We start from the raw sequence: 20,065 nt of genomic DNA, 5'->3' as shown, positions 1-20,065 counted from the left end.
AAACTTCTGCAAATAATGCAGAAGTTTTTTAATTAAGATTTATATATTATTAGTCAATTAGATTACCATATAGTACAGGATAATAATTAGAATTAGTTGTATTAGGATTGAAATCGGATACCTTAACGCGTCCAAAACCTTCTGAAACAGAGTCTGTAGACTCTATAACTTTACCTTCACCAATATATATTGCAATATGGTGAACATGATATAAGACACCATCAATAATTTCTTCCCTGCTACAGTGACCATTATTTTCTACACTGTTGCATTTTTCATTGTTAAAGAAAATTAAATCTCCAGGTTCTATGTTATCAAAATCTATATTTTTATTATTATCTAAGACATATTTAGCTTGTCTATTAGAAGTCAAATCATTTATATCACTTACGCCAATAGAGTCATAGCAATAAGCTGCAAAAGTATTACATCTATATTGATCAGGGTTTGTACCATAAGTAATTCCTAATTTACCTAAACCATTATATATTAACTGAGTTCTAATATCATCCTCACGACCATCTATGATTTTCATATCATGTGCTACACCATCTTCATTAAATGTAAAGTTAATATTTGCATAAGTTATAGAATCATTGTTTAACATTTTGTAGCTTTCTTTATTGAAATAGTATAATTTATCCTCAAATGACTGTAATCCAGCTAAAGCATAGGCATATTTGTTGTGGAAATAATATGTATCATTATCAACAGTTTTAAATCCAGAAATAGCTTTATGAGTTATTTCATCATAGTAGTATAATTTTCCACTCATTTCTTTAAGTCCAGAAATTGCAGCACCTGTTGAGTTGTCAAAATAATATCTTTCGTTGTTGAAATTTCTATAACCTCTAGCCATCAAACCATCTTCTTCAAAGTAGTAAAGCTTATTTTCTATAGTTTTAAATCCATTTTTAAATATTCCTCCATCTTCAAAGAAGTAATAACCAGTTTTCTTACCATCTAGATTAAAGATTTGAAGGCCAGTTTCTTGTTGACCACATTTATTGAAGTAATAAAGCTTATTATTTATGCTGGTAAGACCTTTTGCCATGACACCATCTTCTTTAAAATAATAAGTTCTATTATTAATTGTTTTAAACTTATTCTTTAAGACATCTCCATTGTCCAAGAAATAATAAGTATTCTTATCTGAAGTTTCTCTAAGACCGGTTAACATTCTACCAGTAGTTTTAGAAAAATAGTATTTGATGCCATTGATTTCTTTAAGTCCATCTTTGAAAACGTCTCCATCATTTAAGAAGAAATAAGTATCATCCTTATTAACTTTAATAAGACCAGTCAACATTTCACCTGAAGTACTAGAGAAGTAGTATTTTTGATTATTAGCCTCTCTAAGGCCAGTTAACATTCTACCAGTAGTTCTAGAAAAATAGTATTTAGAGCCATTAATTTCTTTAAGACCATCCTTGAAAACGTCTCCATCATCTAAGAAGAAATAAGTATCATCATCATTAATTTTGATAAGGCCAGTTAACATTTCACCTGAAGTACTAGAGAAATAGTATTTTTGCTTATTAACTTCTCTAAGGCCAGTTAACATTTTACCAGTGGTCTTAGAGAAATAGTATTTTTGCTTATCAACCTCTCTGATACCAGTTAACATTCTACCAGTAGTTCTAGAAAAGTAGTATTTAGAGCCATTAATTTCTTTAATCCCACCTTTAAAAACATCTCCCTCATCTAAGAAGAAATAAGTATCATCGCCATTAACCTCTCTAAGACCAGTTAACATTTTACCAGTGGTTTTAGAGAAATAGTATTTTTGCTTATCAACCTCTCTAAGGCCAGTTAACATTTTACCAGTAGTTCTAGAAAAGTAGTATTTAGAACCATTTATGTCCTTAATCCCACCTTTAAAAACATCTCCCTTATCTAAAAAGAAATAAGTTAATTTTTCATCATTAACTGTAATGCTTCTAAGACCGTTTAACATAGCGCCGGTAGTTTTAGAAAAATAATACTTTTTACCTTTGATTACTTTATATCCTGTAATTTTTTCACCTGTTTCTGGACTATAATAATAAGTTTTACCGCCTACATTTACAAGGGCAGAGTATGATGATTCTAAGATTAAGTCAGATTTTGTAGCAAAGCTAGTTACAGTTTCTATACCGATTAATGAAATACTAAGTACTGAAATAGATATTCCTAGAAGTAATATTTTTTTATTTGAAAATTTAGCCATGTACACCTCCATAGTTCATATATATACGAAAAATTCTTATCTAAAAATATTTTACCATATATATTTATTAATGGTAATAAAGTGTAAATAAAAAGTATATTATGTACTAAATAAAATGTGTTTTATAAAAAAATTATATTAATAACCATTTTAATTTAAAAATTTGTCATTATAGTATTATACAGTTGATAATTAATAAATAATATTATAAAATTTGAAAGAGGGTCATTATTAATGGGGAGGTAAACATGGATTTAAGAATAAAAATAGAAAATTATCTACCATGCAACTGTGAAGAAGAAAAAGACAAGGAAATAATGATAAAATATATTAATACTTTTGATGATGTGCTTACTAGAAATAATGAGATAGGTCATTTTACTTCATCTTGTTGGATAGTAAATAAAGATAAAACAAAAGTACTTATGATTTATCATAACATTTATGACTCATGGTCATGGACTGGTGGACATGCTGATGGTGATGATGACTTACTTTATGTTTCGTTGAAAGAAGCAAAAGAAGAAACTGGGATTAAAAATGTAACGCCTTTATCTGAGGAAATTTTTTCTTTAGAAGTTCTTGGAGTAGATGGTCATATGAAAAAAGGTAAATATGTGGCATCTCACATGCATCTAAATGTTACTTATTTACTTTGTGCTGATGAAAATGAAATGACACACATTAAAGCCGATGAAAATAGTGGAGTCAAATGGTTTGACTTAGATGAAGCAGTTGAAGCTAGTAATGAGCCCTATATGAAAAAAATCTATGGCAAACTTAATAAGAAGCTAAAAGATTTAAAATAATAAAGGTGGTTTAATATGATTAATGACAGAATTTCAAAATTAAGAAGTGTTATGAAAGAAAAAGGCATATTTGCTTACATAATTCCATCAGCAGATTATCATCAAAGTGAGTATGTTGGGGAATTCTTTAAAGGAAGACAATTTATATCAGGATTTACTGGTTCAGCTGGTACAGTAGTAATAACTCTAGAAAAAGCTATACTTTGGACAGACGGAAGATATTTCTTACAAGCTGAAAAAGAATTATCAACTTCTTGTGTTGAACTTTACAAAATGGGAGAAGAAAACGTTCCTACAACTTTTGAATACATAGAAAATGTAGTTCCAGAAGGTTCTAAAATAGGATTTGACGGAAGAGCTATAAGTGCAGCTATGGGAGCTGGATTAGAAGCTAGTTTAGCTAAGAAAAATATAACTATATCTTATGAAGGTGACTTATTAGACGAAGTATGGGAAGATAGACCAGCTTTATCTGATGCAAAAGCATTTTTATTAGATGTTAAATACAGTGGAGAAGATTTCACAAGTAAAATAGCTAGAGTTAGAAAAGCTATGCAAGATACTGGAGCAACAACTCATATATTAACAAGCTTAGATGACATAGCTTGGTTATTCAATATGAGAGGTGGAGATGTTAAATATAATCCAGTTGTACTTTCTTATGCAGTAGTTACTTTAGACAAAGCTATATTATTTGTTGACGAAAATAAATTAAATGATGAAATAAAAGCAAGCTTTGGTGAAGAAGTAGTTGAAATAAAAGGATACTTCGAAATAGATGAGTTTGTTAAAACTATAGAAAAAGAAGATGTAGTTTTAGTTGATAGTAATAAAATAAACTATACAATATTAAAAAATATACCAGAAGGTGTAAAAGTGTTAAATGCTATGAATCCTTCAACTATATTCAAAGCAGAAAAAAATCCTGTGGAAATAGAAAACACTAAACAAGCTCATATAAGAGATGGTGTTGCTGTAACTAAGTTTATGTACTGGTTAAAAAATAACATAGGAAAAATAGAAATAACTGAAATAAGTGCAGCAGATAAAATGACTGAACTTAGAAAAGAACAAGGACAGTTTATAGAGCCGAGTTTCGCTTCTATAGCTGGATACGGTGCTAATGGGGCAATAGTTCACTACAGTGCTACGGAGGAAAGTAATACTACTTTAGAGCCAAAAGGATTATTCCTATTAGATTCAGGTGGACAATACTTCGATGGTACAACTGATATAACTAGAACTTTTGCTTTAGGAGAGCTTACAGAAGAAGAAAAATCTAACTTCACATCAGTTGCTAGAGCAATGGTAAGATTATCTGGAGCTAAATTCTTATATGGTGCAAATGGATATTATTTAGATATATTAGCTAGAGGAATCATGTGGGAACAAAATCTTAATTACAACCACGGAACAGGACATGGTATAGGTCATGTACTAAATGTTCACGAAGCTCCAAATGGTTTCAGATGGGATAATAGAAACTTAGCTACATTAGAAGAAGGAATGATAACTACTAATGAGCCTGGATTCTACAAAGCTGGTTCTCATGGAATAAGGTTAGAAAATGAAATGCTTTGCAAAAAAGGTGTTAAAAATGAATATGGTCAATTCATGGAATTTGAATCGATAACAATAGCTCCAATAGATTTAGATGCTATAGATGTTGATCTTATGAAAGAAGATGACAAAGCATACTTAAATGAATATCACAAAATGGTATTTGATACAGTTAGCCCATTCTTAACTGCTGAAGAAGCTGAATGGTTAAAAGGATACACTAGAGCTATATAGCGTTCTATAGATAAATTGAATTTATATGTTAAGAATAAGTCTCTTTAATTAGAGGCTTATTTTTTATACAATAAAATAGGTTATATAATTCAATATTTAAATGTGATAAGTTTCATAAAAAGGGACAAATTCCTACATTTATACCATATACCTAAATACAATTAAAATATTGTATGTAAGTCTATAAAAAGTTAAAATGCTTTAACAAGGGTAGTTTTAAGAATACGAGAACAAGTTTAAAGGAGAATAAAATCATGAAACAAAAAATCCAAAGATTTGGTGGAGCAATGTTTACCCCGGTATTATTATTTGCTTTTGCAGGTATAATGATAGGATTAGCTACAATTTTCAAAAATACTCAAATTATGGGAACTATAGCAGAACCTACAACAATTTGGTATAAAGCTTGGTTTATGATAGAACAAGGATCATGGACCGTATTTAATCAGTTGCCACTATTATTTGCAATAGCGCTTCCAATAAGTCTTGCAAAAAAACAAAATGCACGTGCCTGTATGGAAGCATTCGTAATTTATTTAACATTTAATTATTTTTTAAGTGCATTGCTTCTACAATTTGGACCTGAGTTTGGAATAGATTTCGCTGCAGAAGTTGGGGGAACGAGCGGTCTTGCAATGATAGCAGGGATTAAAACACTAGATACAGGTATGATGGGAGCAATATTAGTATCAGGTATAGTTGTACTTTTACATAATAAATTTTATGATATAGAACTACCAGATTATTTAGGAGCCTTTAAAGGATCAGCATTTGTTGTAATGATAGGATTCTTTGTGATGATACCAGTAGCACTTGGAGTAGCAATAGTATGGCCTAAAATGCAATTTGGTATGATAGGATTACAAGAATTCTTCAAAAACTCTGGAACCATTGGTTTAGGTGCATATGTATTATTACAAAAGTTATTACTACCACTAGGTTTACATCACTTTATATATGCTCCAGTTTTATTTGATTCAGTAATAGTTGAAGGAGGAACAATCGCTTATTGGGCAAATCATTTGAATGAATTTGCGAACTCAACTGCTCCATTAATTCAGTTATACCCTATGGGAGGATTTTCAAATGGAGAATTAGCTAAGGTATTTGGAGTAATCGGTGTTGCTTGGGCATTTTATACAACAGCTAAACCAAGCAAAAAGAAGATAGTACTTGCTTTAATGATTCCAGCAACATTAACATCAATAATGACTGGTATAACAGAGCCATTAGAATTTACATTCTTATTTGTAGCTCCAGTTTTATATGTTGTTTACTCAATATTAGCTGCAATTATGGCTATGGTAATGCTTGCTTTTGGTGTAATAGGGAACTTTGGAACAGGGTTACCAAATATAATATTTATGAATATAATACCTTTATTTAAAAATAGAGAAATGATGTATTTAACTATGTTAATTATAGGTATAGCTTTTACATTTATACATTATTTTGTTTTTAAATTTATGATACTTAAGTTTGATTATAAAACTCCAGGTAGAGAAGATGATGAAGATGAAATCAAACTTTACACAAAAGATGATTACAAGTCTAAAAGCTCATCTGCAAAAGGAATAGATGAAGATTTACTTGTAGATGCATTAGGAGGATTAGATAACATAGTAGAAATATCTAACTGTGCTACAAGACTTAGATTAGCTGTTAAGGATGAAAATCTTGTTAAAGATTTAGATACATTTAAAAAATTAGGAGCAGTTGGCTTAGTTAAAAGTGGTAAATCAATACAAGTAATAATTGGACTTAATGTTCCTAAAGTAAGAGAAAATATAGAAATTTTAATTAGTTAATATTTTTAATAATTATATATAAGGAGTGACAACATGAAAAAATTTTCAATTTTAGTAGCAGGTGGAGGAAGTACATACACACCTGGAATAGTATTAATGTTATTAGATAATTTAGATAAATTCCCAATAAGACAAATAAAGTTTTATGACAATGATAAAGAAAGGCAAGATATAGTTGCTAATGCTTGTGAAATCTTAATAAAAGAAAGAAATCCAGAAATTGACTTCTTAGCGACAACAAATCCTGAGGAAGCTTTTACAGATGTTGATTTTGTAATGGCCCATATAAGAGCAGGAAAGTATGCTATGAGAGAATTAGATGAAAAAATACCTCTAAAACATGGTGTTGTAGGTCAAGAAACTTGTGGACCAGGAGGAATTGCATATGGAATGAGATCTATAGGTCCTATGATAGAATTAATAGACTATATGGAGAAATATTCTCCAAATGCATGGATGTTAAACTACTCTAATCCAGCTGCTATAGTTGCAGAAGCTACTCGTAGACTAAGACCGAATTCTAAAATATTAAATATATGTGATATGCCAATAGGTATAGAACGTCATATGGCTACTATATTAGGATTAAAATCAAGGAAAGATATGACAATTAAATACTATGGTTTAAATCACTTTGGGTGGTGGACAAGTGTTACAGACAAAGAAGGAAAGGACTTAATGCCTAAGTTGAAAGAACATATAGCTCAGCATGGATATAATGTAAATCTTCAAATGTATCAACACAATGATGCAAGTTGGAACGATACATTTATGAAGGCTAAAGATATATATGCGATAGACCCAACAACTTTACCAAATACATATTTAAAATATTACTTATATCCAGATTATGTTGTAGAACATTCAGATATAAACTATTCTAGAGCTAATATGGTTATGGACGGACGTGAAAAGTTTGTATTTGGTGAATGTAAAAAAATAGCAGAAGCTGGAACTAGTGAAGGATGTGAATTACATATAGATGAACATGCTTCATATATAGTAGACTTAGCTAGAGCTCTTGCTTACAATACTAAGGAAAGAATGCTATTAATAGTTGAAAATAATGGAGCTATAGAAAACTTTGATAAAACAGCTATGGTTGAAATACCTTGTTTAGTAGGATGTGAAGGTCCAGAACCATTAACAGTGGGAACAATACCACAATTCCAAAAAGGATTAATGGAACAACAAGTCTCTGTTGAAAAATTAGTAGTAGAAGCTTGGATAGAAGGGTCATATACTAAATTATGGCAAGCAATGACAATTTCTAAAACTGTACCAAGTGCAAAAGTTGCAAAAGAAATATTAGATGATTTAATAGAAGCTAATAACGAGTTTTGGCCAGAGCTAAATTAATAGTGTAAATTTAATAATATATACAATGTAGGACTATCTTAAATTACTAAATAATTATTCATTTATATGATATAAAAATTAGTAATCAAAAGATAGTCTTCTTTATTTTACTATTTAATATATAGTAACTTATTTAAAAATGATATAATCTATATGATAAGAGGTGATAAAAATGAAAATTGATGAACTTATAAATAAATATTATGATAGATTATCTCAAAATGACTTACATATTTGGCAATATATAAATAGTAATAAGGAAGAATGTTGTAATTTGAGTATTCATGAGTTGGCATCTAGATGTAATGTATCAAAGACTACTATTTTAAGATTTGCGAAGAAGTTATCATTAAAAGGGTACAGTGAACTTAAGGTTTATTTGAACTGGGAGAAAAATTCCATAAATGACGAAAATTTAGATGATTTATTTATAGACAATATATGTGAAGGCTGGAAATCATCTATTGATGAGATAAGAGAGAAAGACTTTACAGAGATAAACGAAATGATTTATAAAAGTAAGCGTGTATTTCTATATGGAACAGGAACTTTACAGGTTGGTGTTGCTAAAGAACTAAAAAGGATGTTTTTATATTGTGGCGAGGTTTTTAATATTGTTGAAGGCGGAAATGAGACTGAAATGATTTTAAATAATATAACTTCAAATGATTTACTTATATTAATCTCATTAACAGGAAATTCTGAAAGGGCTGTCAAATTGGCGAAGCAACTATTAGTAAAAAATATACCTTTTGTATCTATTACAAAATTAAAAAATAATGAACTTGCTAGAATGAGCACGAAGAGTATATATATAGCAACTTCTATAGTTGAATTTGGCAATGGAATATTCCATGAAGCTTCAAATTTATTCTTTATATTAGCAGAAATCTTATTTTTAAGATATGCATCTTATAAGAAGAAAATGGATGTATCATTATTGAAATTATAATATTTTAAAATTGATTAAGTGAATTACACAGAAAATAAAGGATATGTTTATTTAGGGGAGAAATGAATATTTTTTTAAAACTAATCTTTAATTAAATATGGCTATGATTTTATAACCATAGCCATTGAGGTTAATTATCAATTTGTATAATTCAAATTGATAATTAAGGAATATATTGTGCTAAAAAATCATTTATTGTAAGCCAATAAAGATAAGGTGCAATTAAATCTGAATTTGCATGTTCAGCACCTTCAACAGTTAATTTTTCCTTTGGAGAATTAGTGGCATTATATAGCTTATCCATCATAGAATAAGGGACAAATTTATCACTATCACCATGAATATAAAGAATAGGTACAGTGGATTTTTTTACTGCATCTAGTGCAGAGGCTTCTTTAAAAGAATATCCAGCTCTTAACTTAGTAACAATATTAGTAACATTTAGGACATAAGAAGCTGGTACGTTTAAATAAGTTTCTAATTCATAACTAAATTCATCCCAAACGGATGTATATGCACAATCAGCTACAATAGCTTTGACATTAGAAGGTAAATCTTCTCCTGAAGCCATTAAAACTGTGGCAGCACCCATAGAAGTACCGTGAAGAACTATTTTAGAATTTGAATTATTTTTAATTATAAAGTTAATCCAACTTATTATATCTAGTCTGTCTTTCCATCCCATACCAATATATTCACCTTCACTTTTTCCATGACCTCTTAAATCTGGAATTAAAACATTATATCCCATTTCATAAAAATATTTTGCTTTAGCACTCATTAATTTACCGCTACCACCATAACCATGTACAACAATTGCCCATTTATCCGTATTATTATTCTGATTTACTATATAAGCATGTAAATTCAAGTTATCATAAGACTCAATATAATTCTCCTTATAATTAGATTCTTTTTCAAGCCATTTTTCATCATCTCGTAATTTATCACCATTATGATCTGCATATACTATATCTTTTGAATAATTTGCATTCACTGCTAGATTATAAAAGAATATTCCTACCAAAGAACTAACCCCTATGGTTCCAATCAACAAGATAAGCGAAAGGGCTATTATTATTTTCTTAATTCTTTTCATACATAATACCCCCATAAAGATTTAAGAAATATATTATCATATGTTGACTAGATTTTGACGTAGTATCATTTGGTATAAGTGATAAATAATGTAATATGACATAGGATATAGGCTTTATCTTTGATTTTCCAGATGATAAAAATCAATTTCTAATCTATTAATTACATGTATAAAAGTAGTAGAATTATAAAGGACATTATTTTGCAAAGTGAGACGACAAATGTCCTTTTATAAGAGAAATATAAAGACTATTTAAAAAAAATACTTATTGATATTATATAAGCATGAGGGAGATAAGAATGATAAAAGCAACAAGTAGACAAAGAGGGATAATAAATGCAGTTATAAGTGCTGATGGGTATATAAATGGAAATGATTTAGCAAAAATAAATCAAATATCTGCAAAAACAGTACAAAGGGAGATAAAGGATATAAATGACTTTTTACAATCATATAACTGTGAAATAATTTCTAAAAGAAGTCATGGATATAAGATAAAATATGACAACTATGATGACTACAAAATGTTAAAAAGTATAGTTGGAGAAATCGATTGTAATTGTGTATACACCTTGGAAGAAAACAGAGTAGAGTGGCTAATTAGAAAACTAGCTTTTCTATATGTGGACAGTGAAACAGAATCAATAAAACAGGATGAGTTATGTGATGAGTTATTTATAAGTTTATCTACTTTAAAAAATGATTTGAAAGTTGTAAAAAGTATATTACATAATTATGATTTAAAATTATCACGTAAAGGAAACTCAGGTGTTTATATTAGTGGTGATGAAGCTAAGTTTAGATATTTTTTATCTGATTATATTGTGCATAAAATAGGCCAAGAAAAATCAGGAACTATTTTAGAAATGATAGATATAAAATCTTCAGAAAGTATTAAATCTATAATAATTGATGTAATAAACAAATACGACTTAAATATTACTGATTTAGGATTTGATAATTTATTCAACCATATAGTTATTACTATTACAAGAATAAAAAATGACAAGATTATCAATGAAGAAAAAGTAAAGCATATACCAGAAGATGAGATTGAATATGAAGCATCATTAAATCTTTGTAGACAAATATGTAAGCTGACGGAAATTGAATTTCCAACAGCAGAGGTTGTGTATATATATCAGCATTTAAAATCTCAAAACAGATTATTTAAAGATGATAATTATTCCATAGATGAAGAAGATAGTAACAATCTAAAAACTATAAGAAAGTCTTTAAAAGAGATTTACTTACAAATAGGTATAGATTTTACTCATGATGAAATCCTGGAAAACGGTCTTCTTGTTCATTTAAAAAGTGTCCTACACAGAATACAATACAAAATGAAAATAAGGAATAATCTGCTAGACCAAATAAAGAAAAACTATGTACTAGCTTACGAGCTAGCAAACTTCTTGGCTAAAGCTATAGAAGAAGATATGAATGTAGAAGTAGATGAGAATGAGGTTGGATTTTTGGCACTACATTTTGGTGGAGCTCTAGAAAGGATGAACATAAAAGGAAGAAAAGATAGACTTCGAGTAATCGTTATATGTGCATCTGGTATGGGAACATCCATACTTCTAAGAAGTAAGTTATCAAATAGATTTGGATCTAAAATTCAGATTTGTGGAGTATATCCATCTTATAAATTAGAGGAGTTAGATTTTAAAGATATTGACCTGATAATATCAACTATTAATCTACAGTACAAAAACTTACCTATTATAAATGTATCACCTATTTTAAGTGATACAGATATGAATAAAATAAATCATTTTATAAGTAAAGGAAATGAAAATTACAAACTAGATATAAAATCATACTTTAAAGATGAAATATTCTCATCAAACTTAAATAAGGATAATTACTTAGATGTGGTAGAATACATGTCCAATAAAATGTATGAATTAGGATATATAGATGAAGTAATGAAAAATTCCTTTATGGAAAGAGAAAAACTTTCATCAACAGAAATAGGAAATATGGTTGCCATTCCTCATGCCATAGTTGGAGAAGTGAAAAAGCCTGGAATTTATGTGGCAATTTTGGAAGAGCCAATAAAATGGGTGTATTCAGAAGTTCAACTAGTAATGATGATAGCCATAAATAAAGATGTGTTTCTAGAACATGAAAATTTATTCCTGGACATATACAACCAAGTTGATGAAATGTATAAAGTAGAAAAAATAATTAATAAAAAAGATTTAAATTATATTAAGAAATTATATTAATTAGAAGGAGATAAGGATTATGAAAAAAATAGTAGTAGCATGTGGAGCAGGAATAGCAACGTCAACAGTGGCAATACAAAAATTAAAAGCTGGATTTGAAAAAAGAGGCTTAGGAGGACAAGTTTCATATACTCAATGTACAGTAGCAGAACTACCAGGAAAAGTTGCAGGACATGATATGGTTGTTACTACAGCTCAATTTAGCCAAAGTGTAGATATACCAGTTGTATCAGGATTACCTTTTATAACAGGATTAGGAGTAGATAAATTAATGGATGATATAGTTGCAAAACTAGGAATGTAGGTGGAATGAATGTTAAGCAAGGACCTAGTATTTTTAGATGCAGATTACAAAACTAGTGATGAATTTTTAAATTCTATAGCAGATGAACTATTAGAAAAAGGATATGTAAAAGAGTCTTTTAAGGATGCAATTTTAAAAAGAGAAGAAGAATATCCAACTGCTATAGGAACTGAAAAATATAACTTAGCTATACCTCATACAGATTCAGAACATGTAAATAAGCCAGGAGTAGCATTTGTAAGATTAAAAAATGAATGTGAATTTAAAGAAATGTGTACTAATAATGATATTAATGTAAATATGGCATTTGTATTATTAGTTACTCAAAAGGAAGAGCAAGTAAGTCTATTATCAAAATTAATGGGATTATTTGGAGAAACTGAATTTTTAGAGAGTTTATATAAGGAGCAAGACTCGTCAGTAATAGTAGAAGTTTTAAATAACAAAATATCATAAATCACAATAAATAGGGGGAATAGTAATAATGGATATATTACAAAGGTTAGTTGACTTAGGTCCTTCAGTAATGATGCCAATAATATTTGCAGTATTTGCAGTATGCTTAGGTGTCAAGTTAGCAAATGCTATAAAATCAGGACTTTTAATAGGAATAGGATTTATAGGATTAAATGCAATAATAACAATATTAACAGAAAATTTAGGACCAGCAGCTGAGGCAATGGTTAAAAACTTTGGGCTAAACTTAAATGTACTTGATGTTGGTTGGCCAGCAGCTTCAGCAATAGCATTTGGTTCAACAGTTGGTGTTTTAATAATACCTTTAGGAATAATAATAAATATTGTAATGTTACTTACAAGAACAACTAGAACAGTAAATATAGATATATGGAATTTTTGGCATTTTGCTTTTACTGGTTCTTTAGTTTATATGCTAACAGGAAGCTTACCAATAGCTTTAGTAATGTCAGCAGTAAATATGATAGTTACAATGGTTCTTGCGGATAGAACTGCTCCATTGGTAGAAAAAGAATTAGGGCTTCCAGGGATATCAATTCCTCATGGATTCTCAGCATCTTATGTGCCAATAGCATGGTTAGCAAATAAAATATTAGACTTTATACCAGGAATAAATAAAATAAAGTTGGATGCAAATGATATACAAAAGAAATTTGGTGTATTTGGAGATCCAGCAATATTAGGAACATCAATAGGTGTAATACTTGGATTACTTGCAAAATACAATGTTAAAGATACTTTAAATTTAGCAGTAGTAATGGGTGCTGTACTTGTGCTTACTCCAAAAATGGCAGCAGTATTAATGGAAGGTTTAATGCCAGTATCTGAAGCAGTACAATCTTTAATTCAACGTAAATTTGAAGGAAAAGCTAAGCTTTACATAGGATTAGACTCAGCAGTAAGTGTTGGTCATCCAGTTACACTAGCGGTTTCACTAGTTTTAGTACCAGTAACATTAATATTAGCTTTAGTAATACCAGGTAATCAATTCTTACCATTTGCATCATTAGCTGGACTACCATTTATGTTTGTTTTAATAACTCCACTTGTAAGAGGAGATTTCTTCAGAGCATTTATAGTAGGTATTATAGTTGTAGGAGCCGGGTTACTAATAGGAACAAGCATGTCTCCATTATTTACAGAAGCAGCATTAGCAGCTAAGTTTGCTATACCAAATGGAGCTACAATGATATCAAGTATTGACTACGGTTCAAGTCCACTTCCATGGTTAATAGTTAAATTAACTGAGTTCAAAACAATAGGAATAGGAGCATTAATAGCTTCAACAGTTGGAATTATGTTATGGAATAGAAAATTAATATTAAAAGAAGATCAATCAACAGAAGAAGTAAATAATTTAGATCAAGCGAATTAATTTCCTCATTTTGATAGAATATAAAAAGTAAGTCTCTTTAATAAGAGACTTACTTTTTTAATGCTTTATAAACTTCATATTCAAGTGAAGCATTACATTTTCCACAAGCAGTTCCAGCTTTTGTAGTTTTTCTAATATCATTTATTCCACTACATCCATTATTTAAAGCATCCATAATGTCATAATTATAAATATTATAACAAGAACAAATCTTTTTAGGTTTATTAGAATTTATTATTTTAAATTTCTTATATTTTTTTATTAATTTACTGAACATAAATTTATCCTCCTAAAGTTTATATAGATATTAAATTTTATACCCAATTATAGTTTTAAACATCAAATTAAATAAATTGTAAATGCATATAATATATATTTCTGCTACATTTATAAATATATTCTATATAAATATTATTAAATGGGAGGGATAATATGAAAAATAGAAATATGGTGATTAATACTGTATATTTTCTTATAGGAGTACTAATAGTATTGGCTATGGGTGAGTTAAGTGAAATTTGTATTAATTTAAAACAAACTTCTTATGATTCTATATATGACTATTTAATAATGTTGGTAGAATTTGGGGGATACATAATTTTAGGTTTTTGGATAGGGATTAAAGATATTTATACTGAGTTCAAGAAAGATGGAAAATGGAAGTTATTAAATTATAGGTTTATTATAATATTCATTTTTGCTATGATATCAATTTCTTCATATTTTATATACTTAAATTTCACTATATTAAATAGTTTAACTTTAGTACTTTTTGCTCTTTCAGGATATATTTTATCTCAATCATTTAAAAAAGTTGAGGAATAGTAAAAAATATTTTTATTTTACCTTATTATTATTTTTTATATAAAAAACTGATAAAAATTCCTAAATTATTTCAAATAACTTATTACCAATGGTATAATAATATTGGTATTACTTACTGAATGAAAGGGGTAGATATTATGGGAATAACATTAGCTAAAGGTCAAAAAGTTAGTTTAACAAAAGGAAATCCAGGACTAAAAAATATTATGGTAGGTTTAGGATGGGATACTAATAAATATGATGGTGGATTTGACTTTGATTTAGATGCATCAGCATTTCTATTAGGAAGTAATGATAAAGTAACACAAGATACTGATTTTATATTTTATAATAATCCAAAGCATTCTTTAGGAGCTGTGGAGTATTTAGGAGATAATAGAACTGGTGAAGGTGATGGAGATGATGAAGAAATATTACTAAACTTATCACTAGTTCCAGAAAATATAAATAAGATTGCTTTTACTGTAACAATTCATGAGGCAATGGAAAGAAGACAAAATTTTGGGCAAGTAAGTAACTCGTACATTAGAGTTATTAATAAAGACAATAATGAAGAGTTATTAAAATTTGACCTTGGAGAAGATTTTAGTATAGAAACAGCAGTAGTTGTAGCTGAAATATATAGACATAATGGAGAATGGAAGTTTAATGCACTAGGGTCAGGATTTGAAGGTGGATTAGAAGCTTTATGCAAAAACTTTGGTATTAATTTATAGAAAGATACTTATTAGATATATAAAATGTATTCGTTAACATGGAGGTTATATAATGGGAATAACTTTAAAAAAGGGAGAAAAAATTAATCTTACAAAAGGAAATCCAGGATTAAAAAATATTAAATTAGGATTAGGATGGGATATTAACAACTTTGATAGTGGTTACGACTATGATTTAGATGTAAGTGTATTCATGGTAGGAGAATCAGGTAGAGTAGAAAGAGATGAAGATTTTGTATTCTATAATAATTTAAAACATATATCTGGAGCAGTAGAACATTTAGGTGACAACAGAACTGGAGAAGGTGATGGAGATGATGAAGAAATCTTAGTTGATTTAAAATTAATTCCTAATCATATACAAAAAATAGCTGTTGCCGTAACAATTTATGAAGCTAAAGAAAGAAGACAAAATTTTGGGCAAGTAAGTAATTCATACATAAGAGTTTTAAATTCTGAAAATGACGAAGAAATACTAAGATATGATCTTGGAGAAGAATTTAGTATAGAAACTGCCATAGTAGCATGTGAATTATACAAATACAATGGAGAATGGAAATTTAGCGCAGTAGGATCAGGATTTGAAGGTGGTCTAGAGGCTTTATGTAAAAATTACGGATTAAACGTATAAAATAGGGGGAAATACTTATGTCAATTAGTTTGAAAAAGGGAGAAAAAATAGATTTAAAGAAATCTAATCCAGGGCTTAGTTCTTTACTAGTTGGGCTTGGATGGGACCCAGTTACTCAAAAAGGAGGAGGGTTCTTAAGTAGTTTATTTGGTGGAGGATCAGCAGATGTAGATTGTGATGCATCAGTTTTTATGCTAAATGAAAAAGGACAAATGAACAATAGCAAAGACTTAATTTATTTTGGAAACTTAAAAAGTACTTGTAAATCTATTGTTCATACAGGTGATAACTTGACTGGAGATGGCGATGGAGACGATGAACAAATTTTAGTGAATTTGAATAAAATCCCATCTAACGTTGATAAACTTTTATTTGTAGTTAATATTTATGATTGTGTAAGTAGAAGACAACATTTTGGTATGATAAAAAATGCCTTTATAAGAGTGGTAGATAGCGATACAAATAAAGAAATAGCAAAATACAATTTAACAGATGACTATAGCGACAAGACAGCTCTTATAGTAGGGACAATATATAGGTACAAAGATACTTGGAAATTCTCTGCAATAGGAGAAGGAACTAGAGACACATCTTTAAGAGATATAAGAGAGAATTTAGCTAGAGTAGAATGTGCATATGGGGTATAAAAAATGAAATTTTTTAATGAAAAACAAGATAAAGTACTAAAAGAACTAGCAGTTACCGTAGAAACAGGGATAGAATCCAAAGAGATTGATTCTAGAAGAAATAAATATGGTTTCAACGAATTTACACCAAAAGAAGAAGGTAGTTTCTTTGATGACTTAAAGGAAGCTTTAAGTGAGCCAATGATAGTAATATTAATTGCAGCAGCAATAATAAGTGCAGTTGTTGGTGAAACGCATGATGCTATAGGTATAATATGTGCCATAGCTATAGGTGTAGGAATAGGAATGGTTACAGAAGGCAAATCTAAAAAAGCGGCAGAGGCACTTTCAAAATTAACAGAAAATATAGAAGTTAAAGTGCTTAGAAACGGAAAAGTACAACAAATTCCTAAAAATGAATTACTTCCTGGAGATATAGTTTATATTGAAACAGGAGACATGGTACCAGCAGATGGAAGACTTATAGAAGCCGTAAACTTAAAAGTTAGAGAAGATATGTTAACAGGAGAGTCTGATGATGTATCTAAAAATGCTGATATTACAATACCAATGGAAAAAATAGAATCAAAAGGTCAAATAATAGAACAAGAGCCTATACCTGCCAAACAAATAAATATGGTATTTGGTGGTACACTAGTTGCTTATGGTAGAGGAACTATGGTAGTTACGTCTATTGGAGATAATAGTGAAATGGGTAGAATTGCTCAAAACCTAAGTGATGAAGATGAAGAAACACCACTACAATTAAAACTTGGAAATCTTGGTGCTATGATTGCCAAAGTTTCTAGTGCAATAGCAGGTTTACTATTTATCTTCATGATTTTTAAAATGGTTATGAACAATACATTAAATATTGATATGTCAGGATTTATGCAATTCTTAGAATCAATAGGACCAGCTAAAACAGCATTTACAGTATGTGTTGCTTTAATAGTTGCAGCAGTACCAGAAGGTTTGCCAACTATGATAAATATGACATTAGCAATAACTATGCAAAAAATGGCTAAAATAAATGCCTTAGTTACTAAAAAAGAAGCTTGTGAAACTATAGGTTCTGTTTCAGTAATATGTTCAGATAAAACAGGAACATTAACTCAAAATAGAATGACTGTAGAAGTAGCATATGTAGACGGAAGATACATAGAGGGAAATGATGGAAATATAAATAGTTTCTTCGAAGAAAACTGTTTAATAAATTCCACAGCTGATATTGAACATAGTGATGGAGAAGTCAAATATTTAGGTAGTGCAACAGAATGTGCTCTGCTTTTATATAATAAAGACAAAGATTATAGACCAATAAGAAGTAATGCAGATGTAACATCTCAAAAACCATTTACTTCAGATACAAAAAGAATGAGCTCATTACTTTCAAATGGTGATTCTCATCTATTGTTAACAAAAGGAGCACCAGAAGTATTATTAGATTTATGTACATTTGTTCAAAAAGGTGAAAACATAATACCTATAACTGAAGAAATAAAAACAGATATATTAAAAGAAATAGAAAAACTACAAGTTAAATCAATGAGAACTTTAGGATTTGCTTATAAGCAAATTTCATCAGGTGATGAAGAGGCTGAAGTAGCTTTAACACTTGAAAATGAAACGATAGATATATCTTTAGAAGAAAACAATCTAGTATTTAGTGGATTTGTAGGTATAAGGGATCCACTTAGACCAGACGTTGTAGAATCAGTAAAAGTAGCTAATCATGCTGGTGTTGCTGTAAAAATGCTTACAGGAGACAACATAATCACAGCAAAATCAATTGGTGAAGAACTAGGATTATTAAAAAATAATATGAGGGCTGTTGAAGCTTCTTATATTGACACATTAAGTGATGAAGAATTAAGAGAAGAAATAAAAACAATATCGATAGTTGCTAGAAGTAAACCAGACAGCAAAATGAGAATAGTATCAGCACTACAATATAACAATGAAGTTGTAGCGGTTACAGGAGATGGAATAAATGATGCTCCAGCTTTATCTAAAGCAGACGTTGGTATAGCAATGGGGATATCTGGAACAGAAGTTTCTAAAAGTGCTGCAGATATTATATTAACTGACGATAGTTTCTCAACAATTGTTAAAGGGATAAAATGGGGTAGAGGAATATACGATAACTTCCAAAGATTCGTTCAATTCCAATTAACAGTAAACGTGGTTGCTTTTTTAATAGCAATAATATCTCAAGTATTAGGTCAAGAGATGCCATTTACAACTATTCAATTATTATGGGTAAATATAATAATGGACGGACCTCCAGCATTAGCTCTTGGACTAGAGCCAGTAAGAGATTTTGTTTTAAATAGAAAACCTGTAAACAGAAATGCTAATATAATATCTAAATCAATGATAAGAACAATAATTTTAAATGCATTATTTATAACAGGTTTATTGCTTGCACAATCTACATTTAATATATTAAATGTAACGCCAGAAGAAAATGAAACAGTAATGTTCTCATTATTTGCATTCTTGGCTTTATTTAATGCATTTAACTGTAGAGAATTTGGAAGTGATAGTATAATACCAAACTTCACAAAGAATAAGCTTGCACTGCAAATAATATCTGTAACAGGAATAGCACAAATTTTCTTTGTACAAATATTCCAAGACTTCTTTAACTCTGTATCATTAAGTTTTGGATTATGGATAAAAATAATACTAGTTGCTGCATCAATAGTAGTAGTTAATGAAATAGTGAAATTAGTAATAAGATTGTTTAACCCAAAAACAGAGAAAAGTGAAGAACTAGCAACTGAAAATGCTTAAAAATAATAATATCCCCATTCTTTTTAAGGATGGGGATAATTAAAAATA

General features: G+C 29.2%; 17 protein-coding genes. 14 read left to right on the top strand and 3 right to left on the bottom strand.

The features are described 5' to 3' along the window. Nucleotides 1–49 precede the first annotated feature (49 nt). Nucleotides 50–2,209: a C40 family peptidase gene (locus tag K0039_RS16355; protein WP_228106142.1), complete on the bottom strand. Its 2,160-nt coding sequence runs from the start codon at nt 2,207–2,209 to the stop codon at nt 50–52. A gap of 248 nt (nt 2,210–2,457) precedes the next feature. Here K0039_RS16355 and K0039_RS16350 point away from each other — a divergent pair, with 248 nt between their 5' ends. The 5 genes from K0039_RS16350 (at nt 2,458) to K0039_RS16330 (ending at nt 8,931) form a co-directional block, all read left to right on the top strand. Then, nucleotides 2,458–3,018 carry an NUDIX hydrolase gene (locus K0039_RS16350; protein ID WP_228106141.1) on the top strand — a complete coding sequence of 187 codons (561 nt, stop codon included), beginning with the start codon at nt 2,458–2,460 and terminating at the stop codon, nt 3,016–3,018. Between the two features lie 15 nt (nt 3,019–3,033). Beyond that, nucleotides 3,034–4,812, top strand: coding sequence for an aminopeptidase P family protein (locus K0039_RS16345; RefSeq protein WP_228106140.1), 1,779 nt, complete (start codon nt 3,034–3,036; stop codon nt 4,810–4,812). Between the two features lie 254 nt (nt 4,813–5,066). Next, nucleotides 5,067–6,620: an alpha-glucoside-specific PTS transporter subunit IIBC gene (locus K0039_RS16340; protein WP_228106139.1), complete on the top strand. Its 1,554-nt coding sequence runs from the start codon at nt 5,067–5,069 to the stop codon at nt 6,618–6,620. A 33-nt stretch (nt 6,621–6,653) separates the two neighbouring features. Beyond that, the gene (locus K0039_RS16335; protein ID WP_228106138.1) at nt 6,654–7,979 is read left to right on the top strand and encodes a 6-phospho-alpha-glucosidase; all 1,326 of its coding nucleotides are present in this window, start codon (nt 6,654–6,656) and stop codon (nt 7,977–7,979) included. 172 nt (nt 7,980–8,151) lie between these two features. Continuing rightward, nucleotides 8,152–8,931, top strand: coding sequence for a MurR/RpiR family transcriptional regulator (locus tag K0039_RS16330; protein WP_228106137.1), 780 nt, complete (start codon nt 8,152–8,154; stop codon nt 8,929–8,931). A 163-nt stretch (nt 8,932–9,094) separates the two neighbouring features. Here K0039_RS16330 and K0039_RS16325 read toward each other — a convergent pair whose 3' ends face one another. Further along, nucleotides 9,095–10,030 (bottom strand): alpha/beta hydrolase, encoded by a 936-nt coding sequence (locus K0039_RS16325; protein ID WP_228106136.1) that lies wholly within the window; start codon nt 10,028–10,030, stop codon nt 9,095–9,097. Nucleotides 10,031–10,329: 299 nt separating this feature from the next. On the opposite strand from K0039_RS16325, the gene K0039_RS16320 reads away from it, so the two are divergent. The 4 genes from K0039_RS16320 to K0039_RS16305 are packed head-to-tail and all read left to right on the top strand — an operon-like array spanning nt 10,330 to nt 14,420. After that, nucleotides 10,330–12,264 (top strand): BglG family transcription antiterminator, encoded by a 1,935-nt coding sequence (locus K0039_RS16320; RefSeq protein WP_228106135.1) that lies wholly within the window; start codon nt 10,330–10,332, stop codon nt 12,262–12,264. Nucleotides 12,265–12,283: 19 nt separating this feature from the next. After that, complete coding sequence (locus K0039_RS16315) at nt 12,284–12,568, top strand: PTS sugar transporter subunit IIB (protein WP_228106134.1); 285 nt, start codon at nt 12,284–12,286, stop codon at nt 12,566–12,568. 9 nt (nt 12,569–12,577) lie between these two features. Beyond that, nucleotides 12,578–13,024 (top strand): PTS sugar transporter subunit IIA, encoded by a 447-nt coding sequence (locus K0039_RS16310; RefSeq protein ID WP_228106133.1) that lies wholly within the window; start codon nt 12,578–12,580, stop codon nt 13,022–13,024. Between the two features lie 28 nt (nt 13,025–13,052). Continuing rightward, nucleotides 13,053–14,420, top strand: coding sequence for a PTS galactitol transporter subunit IIC (locus K0039_RS16305; RefSeq protein ID WP_228106132.1), 1,368 nt, complete (start codon nt 13,053–13,055; stop codon nt 14,418–14,420). Nucleotides 14,421–14,469: 49 nt separating this feature from the next. On the opposite strand, the gene K0039_RS16300 is transcribed toward K0039_RS16305, so the two are convergent. Then, on the bottom strand, nt 14,470–14,697 hold the full coding sequence (locus tag K0039_RS16300; protein ID WP_228106131.1) for a (2Fe-2S)-binding protein: 228 nt from the start codon (nt 14,695–14,697) through the stop codon (nt 14,470–14,472). Between the two features lie 155 nt (nt 14,698–14,852). Here K0039_RS16300 and K0039_RS16295 point away from each other — a divergent pair, with 155 nt between their 5' ends. The 5 genes from K0039_RS16295 to K0039_RS16275 all read left to right on the top strand — a co-directional run bounded on the left by K0039_RS16295 (nt 14,853) and on the right by K0039_RS16275 (nt 20,017). After that, nucleotides 14,853–15,245 (top strand): hypothetical protein, encoded by a 393-nt coding sequence (locus K0039_RS16295; protein ID WP_228106130.1) that lies wholly within the window; start codon nt 14,853–14,855, stop codon nt 15,243–15,245. 137 nt (nt 15,246–15,382) lie between these two features. Then, nucleotides 15,383–15,961, top strand: a complete 579-nt coding sequence (locus K0039_RS16290; RefSeq protein WP_228106129.1) for a TerD family protein — start codon at nt 15,383–15,385, stop codon at nt 15,959–15,961. Between the two features lie 52 nt (nt 15,962–16,013). Then, nucleotides 16,014–16,592, top strand: coding sequence for a TerD family protein (locus K0039_RS16285; protein WP_228106128.1), 579 nt, complete (start codon nt 16,014–16,016; stop codon nt 16,590–16,592). A 17-nt stretch (nt 16,593–16,609) separates the two neighbouring features. After that, nucleotides 16,610–17,239 carry a TerD family protein gene (locus tag K0039_RS16280; RefSeq protein WP_228106127.1) on the top strand — a complete coding sequence of 210 codons (630 nt, stop codon included), beginning with the start codon at nt 16,610–16,612 and terminating at the stop codon, nt 17,237–17,239. Between the two features lie 3 nt (nt 17,240–17,242). Continuing rightward, nucleotides 17,243–20,017: a calcium-translocating P-type ATPase, PMCA-type gene (locus tag K0039_RS16275; RefSeq protein ID WP_228106126.1), complete on the top strand. Its 2,775-nt coding sequence runs from the start codon at nt 17,243–17,245 to the stop codon at nt 20,015–20,017. Nucleotides 20,018–20,065: the final 48 nt, after the last annotated feature.

Source organism: Terrisporobacter mayombei, from assembly GCF_020748465.1.
Taxonomy (GTDB): domain Bacteria; phylum Bacillota; class Clostridia; order Peptostreptococcales; family Peptostreptococcaceae; genus Terrisporobacter; species Terrisporobacter mayombei.
Note: the sequence above shows the minus strand (reverse complement) of the source record. Positions and strands in the feature narration are given on the sequence as shown.

Bases quoted from the DNA above. Each gene is read 5' to 3' on its own strand.
- K0039_RS16355 (WP_228106142.1), bottom strand. From the start codon at position 2,209: ATGGCTAAATTTTCAAATAAAAAAATATTACTTCTAGGAATATCTATT.
- K0039_RS16350 (WP_228106141.1), top strand. From the start codon at position 2,458: ATGGATTTAAGAATAAAAATAGAAAATTATCTACCATGCAACTGTGAA.
- K0039_RS16345 (WP_228106140.1), top strand. From the start codon at position 3,034: ATGATTAATGACAGAATTTCAAAATTAAGAAGTGTTATGAAAGAAAAA.
- K0039_RS16340 (WP_228106139.1), top strand. From the start codon at position 5,067: ATGAAACAAAAAATCCAAAGATTTGGTGGAGCAATGTTTACCCCGGTA.
- K0039_RS16335 (WP_228106138.1), top strand. From the start codon at position 6,654: ATGAAAAAATTTTCAATTTTAGTAGCAGGTGGAGGAAGTACATACACA.
- K0039_RS16330 (WP_228106137.1), top strand. From the start codon at position 8,152: ATGAAAATTGATGAACTTATAAATAAATATTATGATAGATTATCTCAA.
- K0039_RS16325 (WP_228106136.1), bottom strand. From the start codon at position 10,030: ATGAAAAGAATTAAGAAAATAATAATAGCCCTTTCGCTTATCTTGTTG.
- K0039_RS16320 (WP_228106135.1), top strand. From the start codon at position 10,330: ATGATAAAAGCAACAAGTAGACAAAGAGGGATAATAAATGCAGTTATA.
- K0039_RS16315 (WP_228106134.1), top strand. From the start codon at position 12,284: ATGAAAAAAATAGTAGTAGCATGTGGAGCAGGAATAGCAACGTCAACA.
- K0039_RS16310 (WP_228106133.1), top strand. From the start codon at position 12,578: ATGTTAAGCAAGGACCTAGTATTTTTAGATGCAGATTACAAAACTAGT.
- K0039_RS16305 (WP_228106132.1), top strand. From the start codon at position 13,053: ATGGATATATTACAAAGGTTAGTTGACTTAGGTCCTTCAGTAATGATG.
- K0039_RS16300 (WP_228106131.1), bottom strand. From the start codon at position 14,697: ATGTTCAGTAAATTAATAAAAAAATATAAGAAATTTAAAATAATAAAT.
- K0039_RS16295 (WP_228106130.1), top strand. From the start codon at position 14,853: ATGAAAAATAGAAATATGGTGATTAATACTGTATATTTTCTTATAGGA.
- K0039_RS16290 (WP_228106129.1), top strand. From the start codon at position 15,383: ATGGGAATAACATTAGCTAAAGGTCAAAAAGTTAGTTTAACAAAAGGA.
- K0039_RS16285 (WP_228106128.1), top strand. From the start codon at position 16,014: ATGGGAATAACTTTAAAAAAGGGAGAAAAAATTAATCTTACAAAAGGA.
- K0039_RS16280 (WP_228106127.1), top strand. From the start codon at position 16,610: ATGTCAATTAGTTTGAAAAAGGGAGAAAAAATAGATTTAAAGAAATCT.
- K0039_RS16275 (WP_228106126.1), top strand. From the start codon at position 17,243: ATGAAATTTTTTAATGAAAAACAAGATAAAGTACTAAAAGAACTAGCA.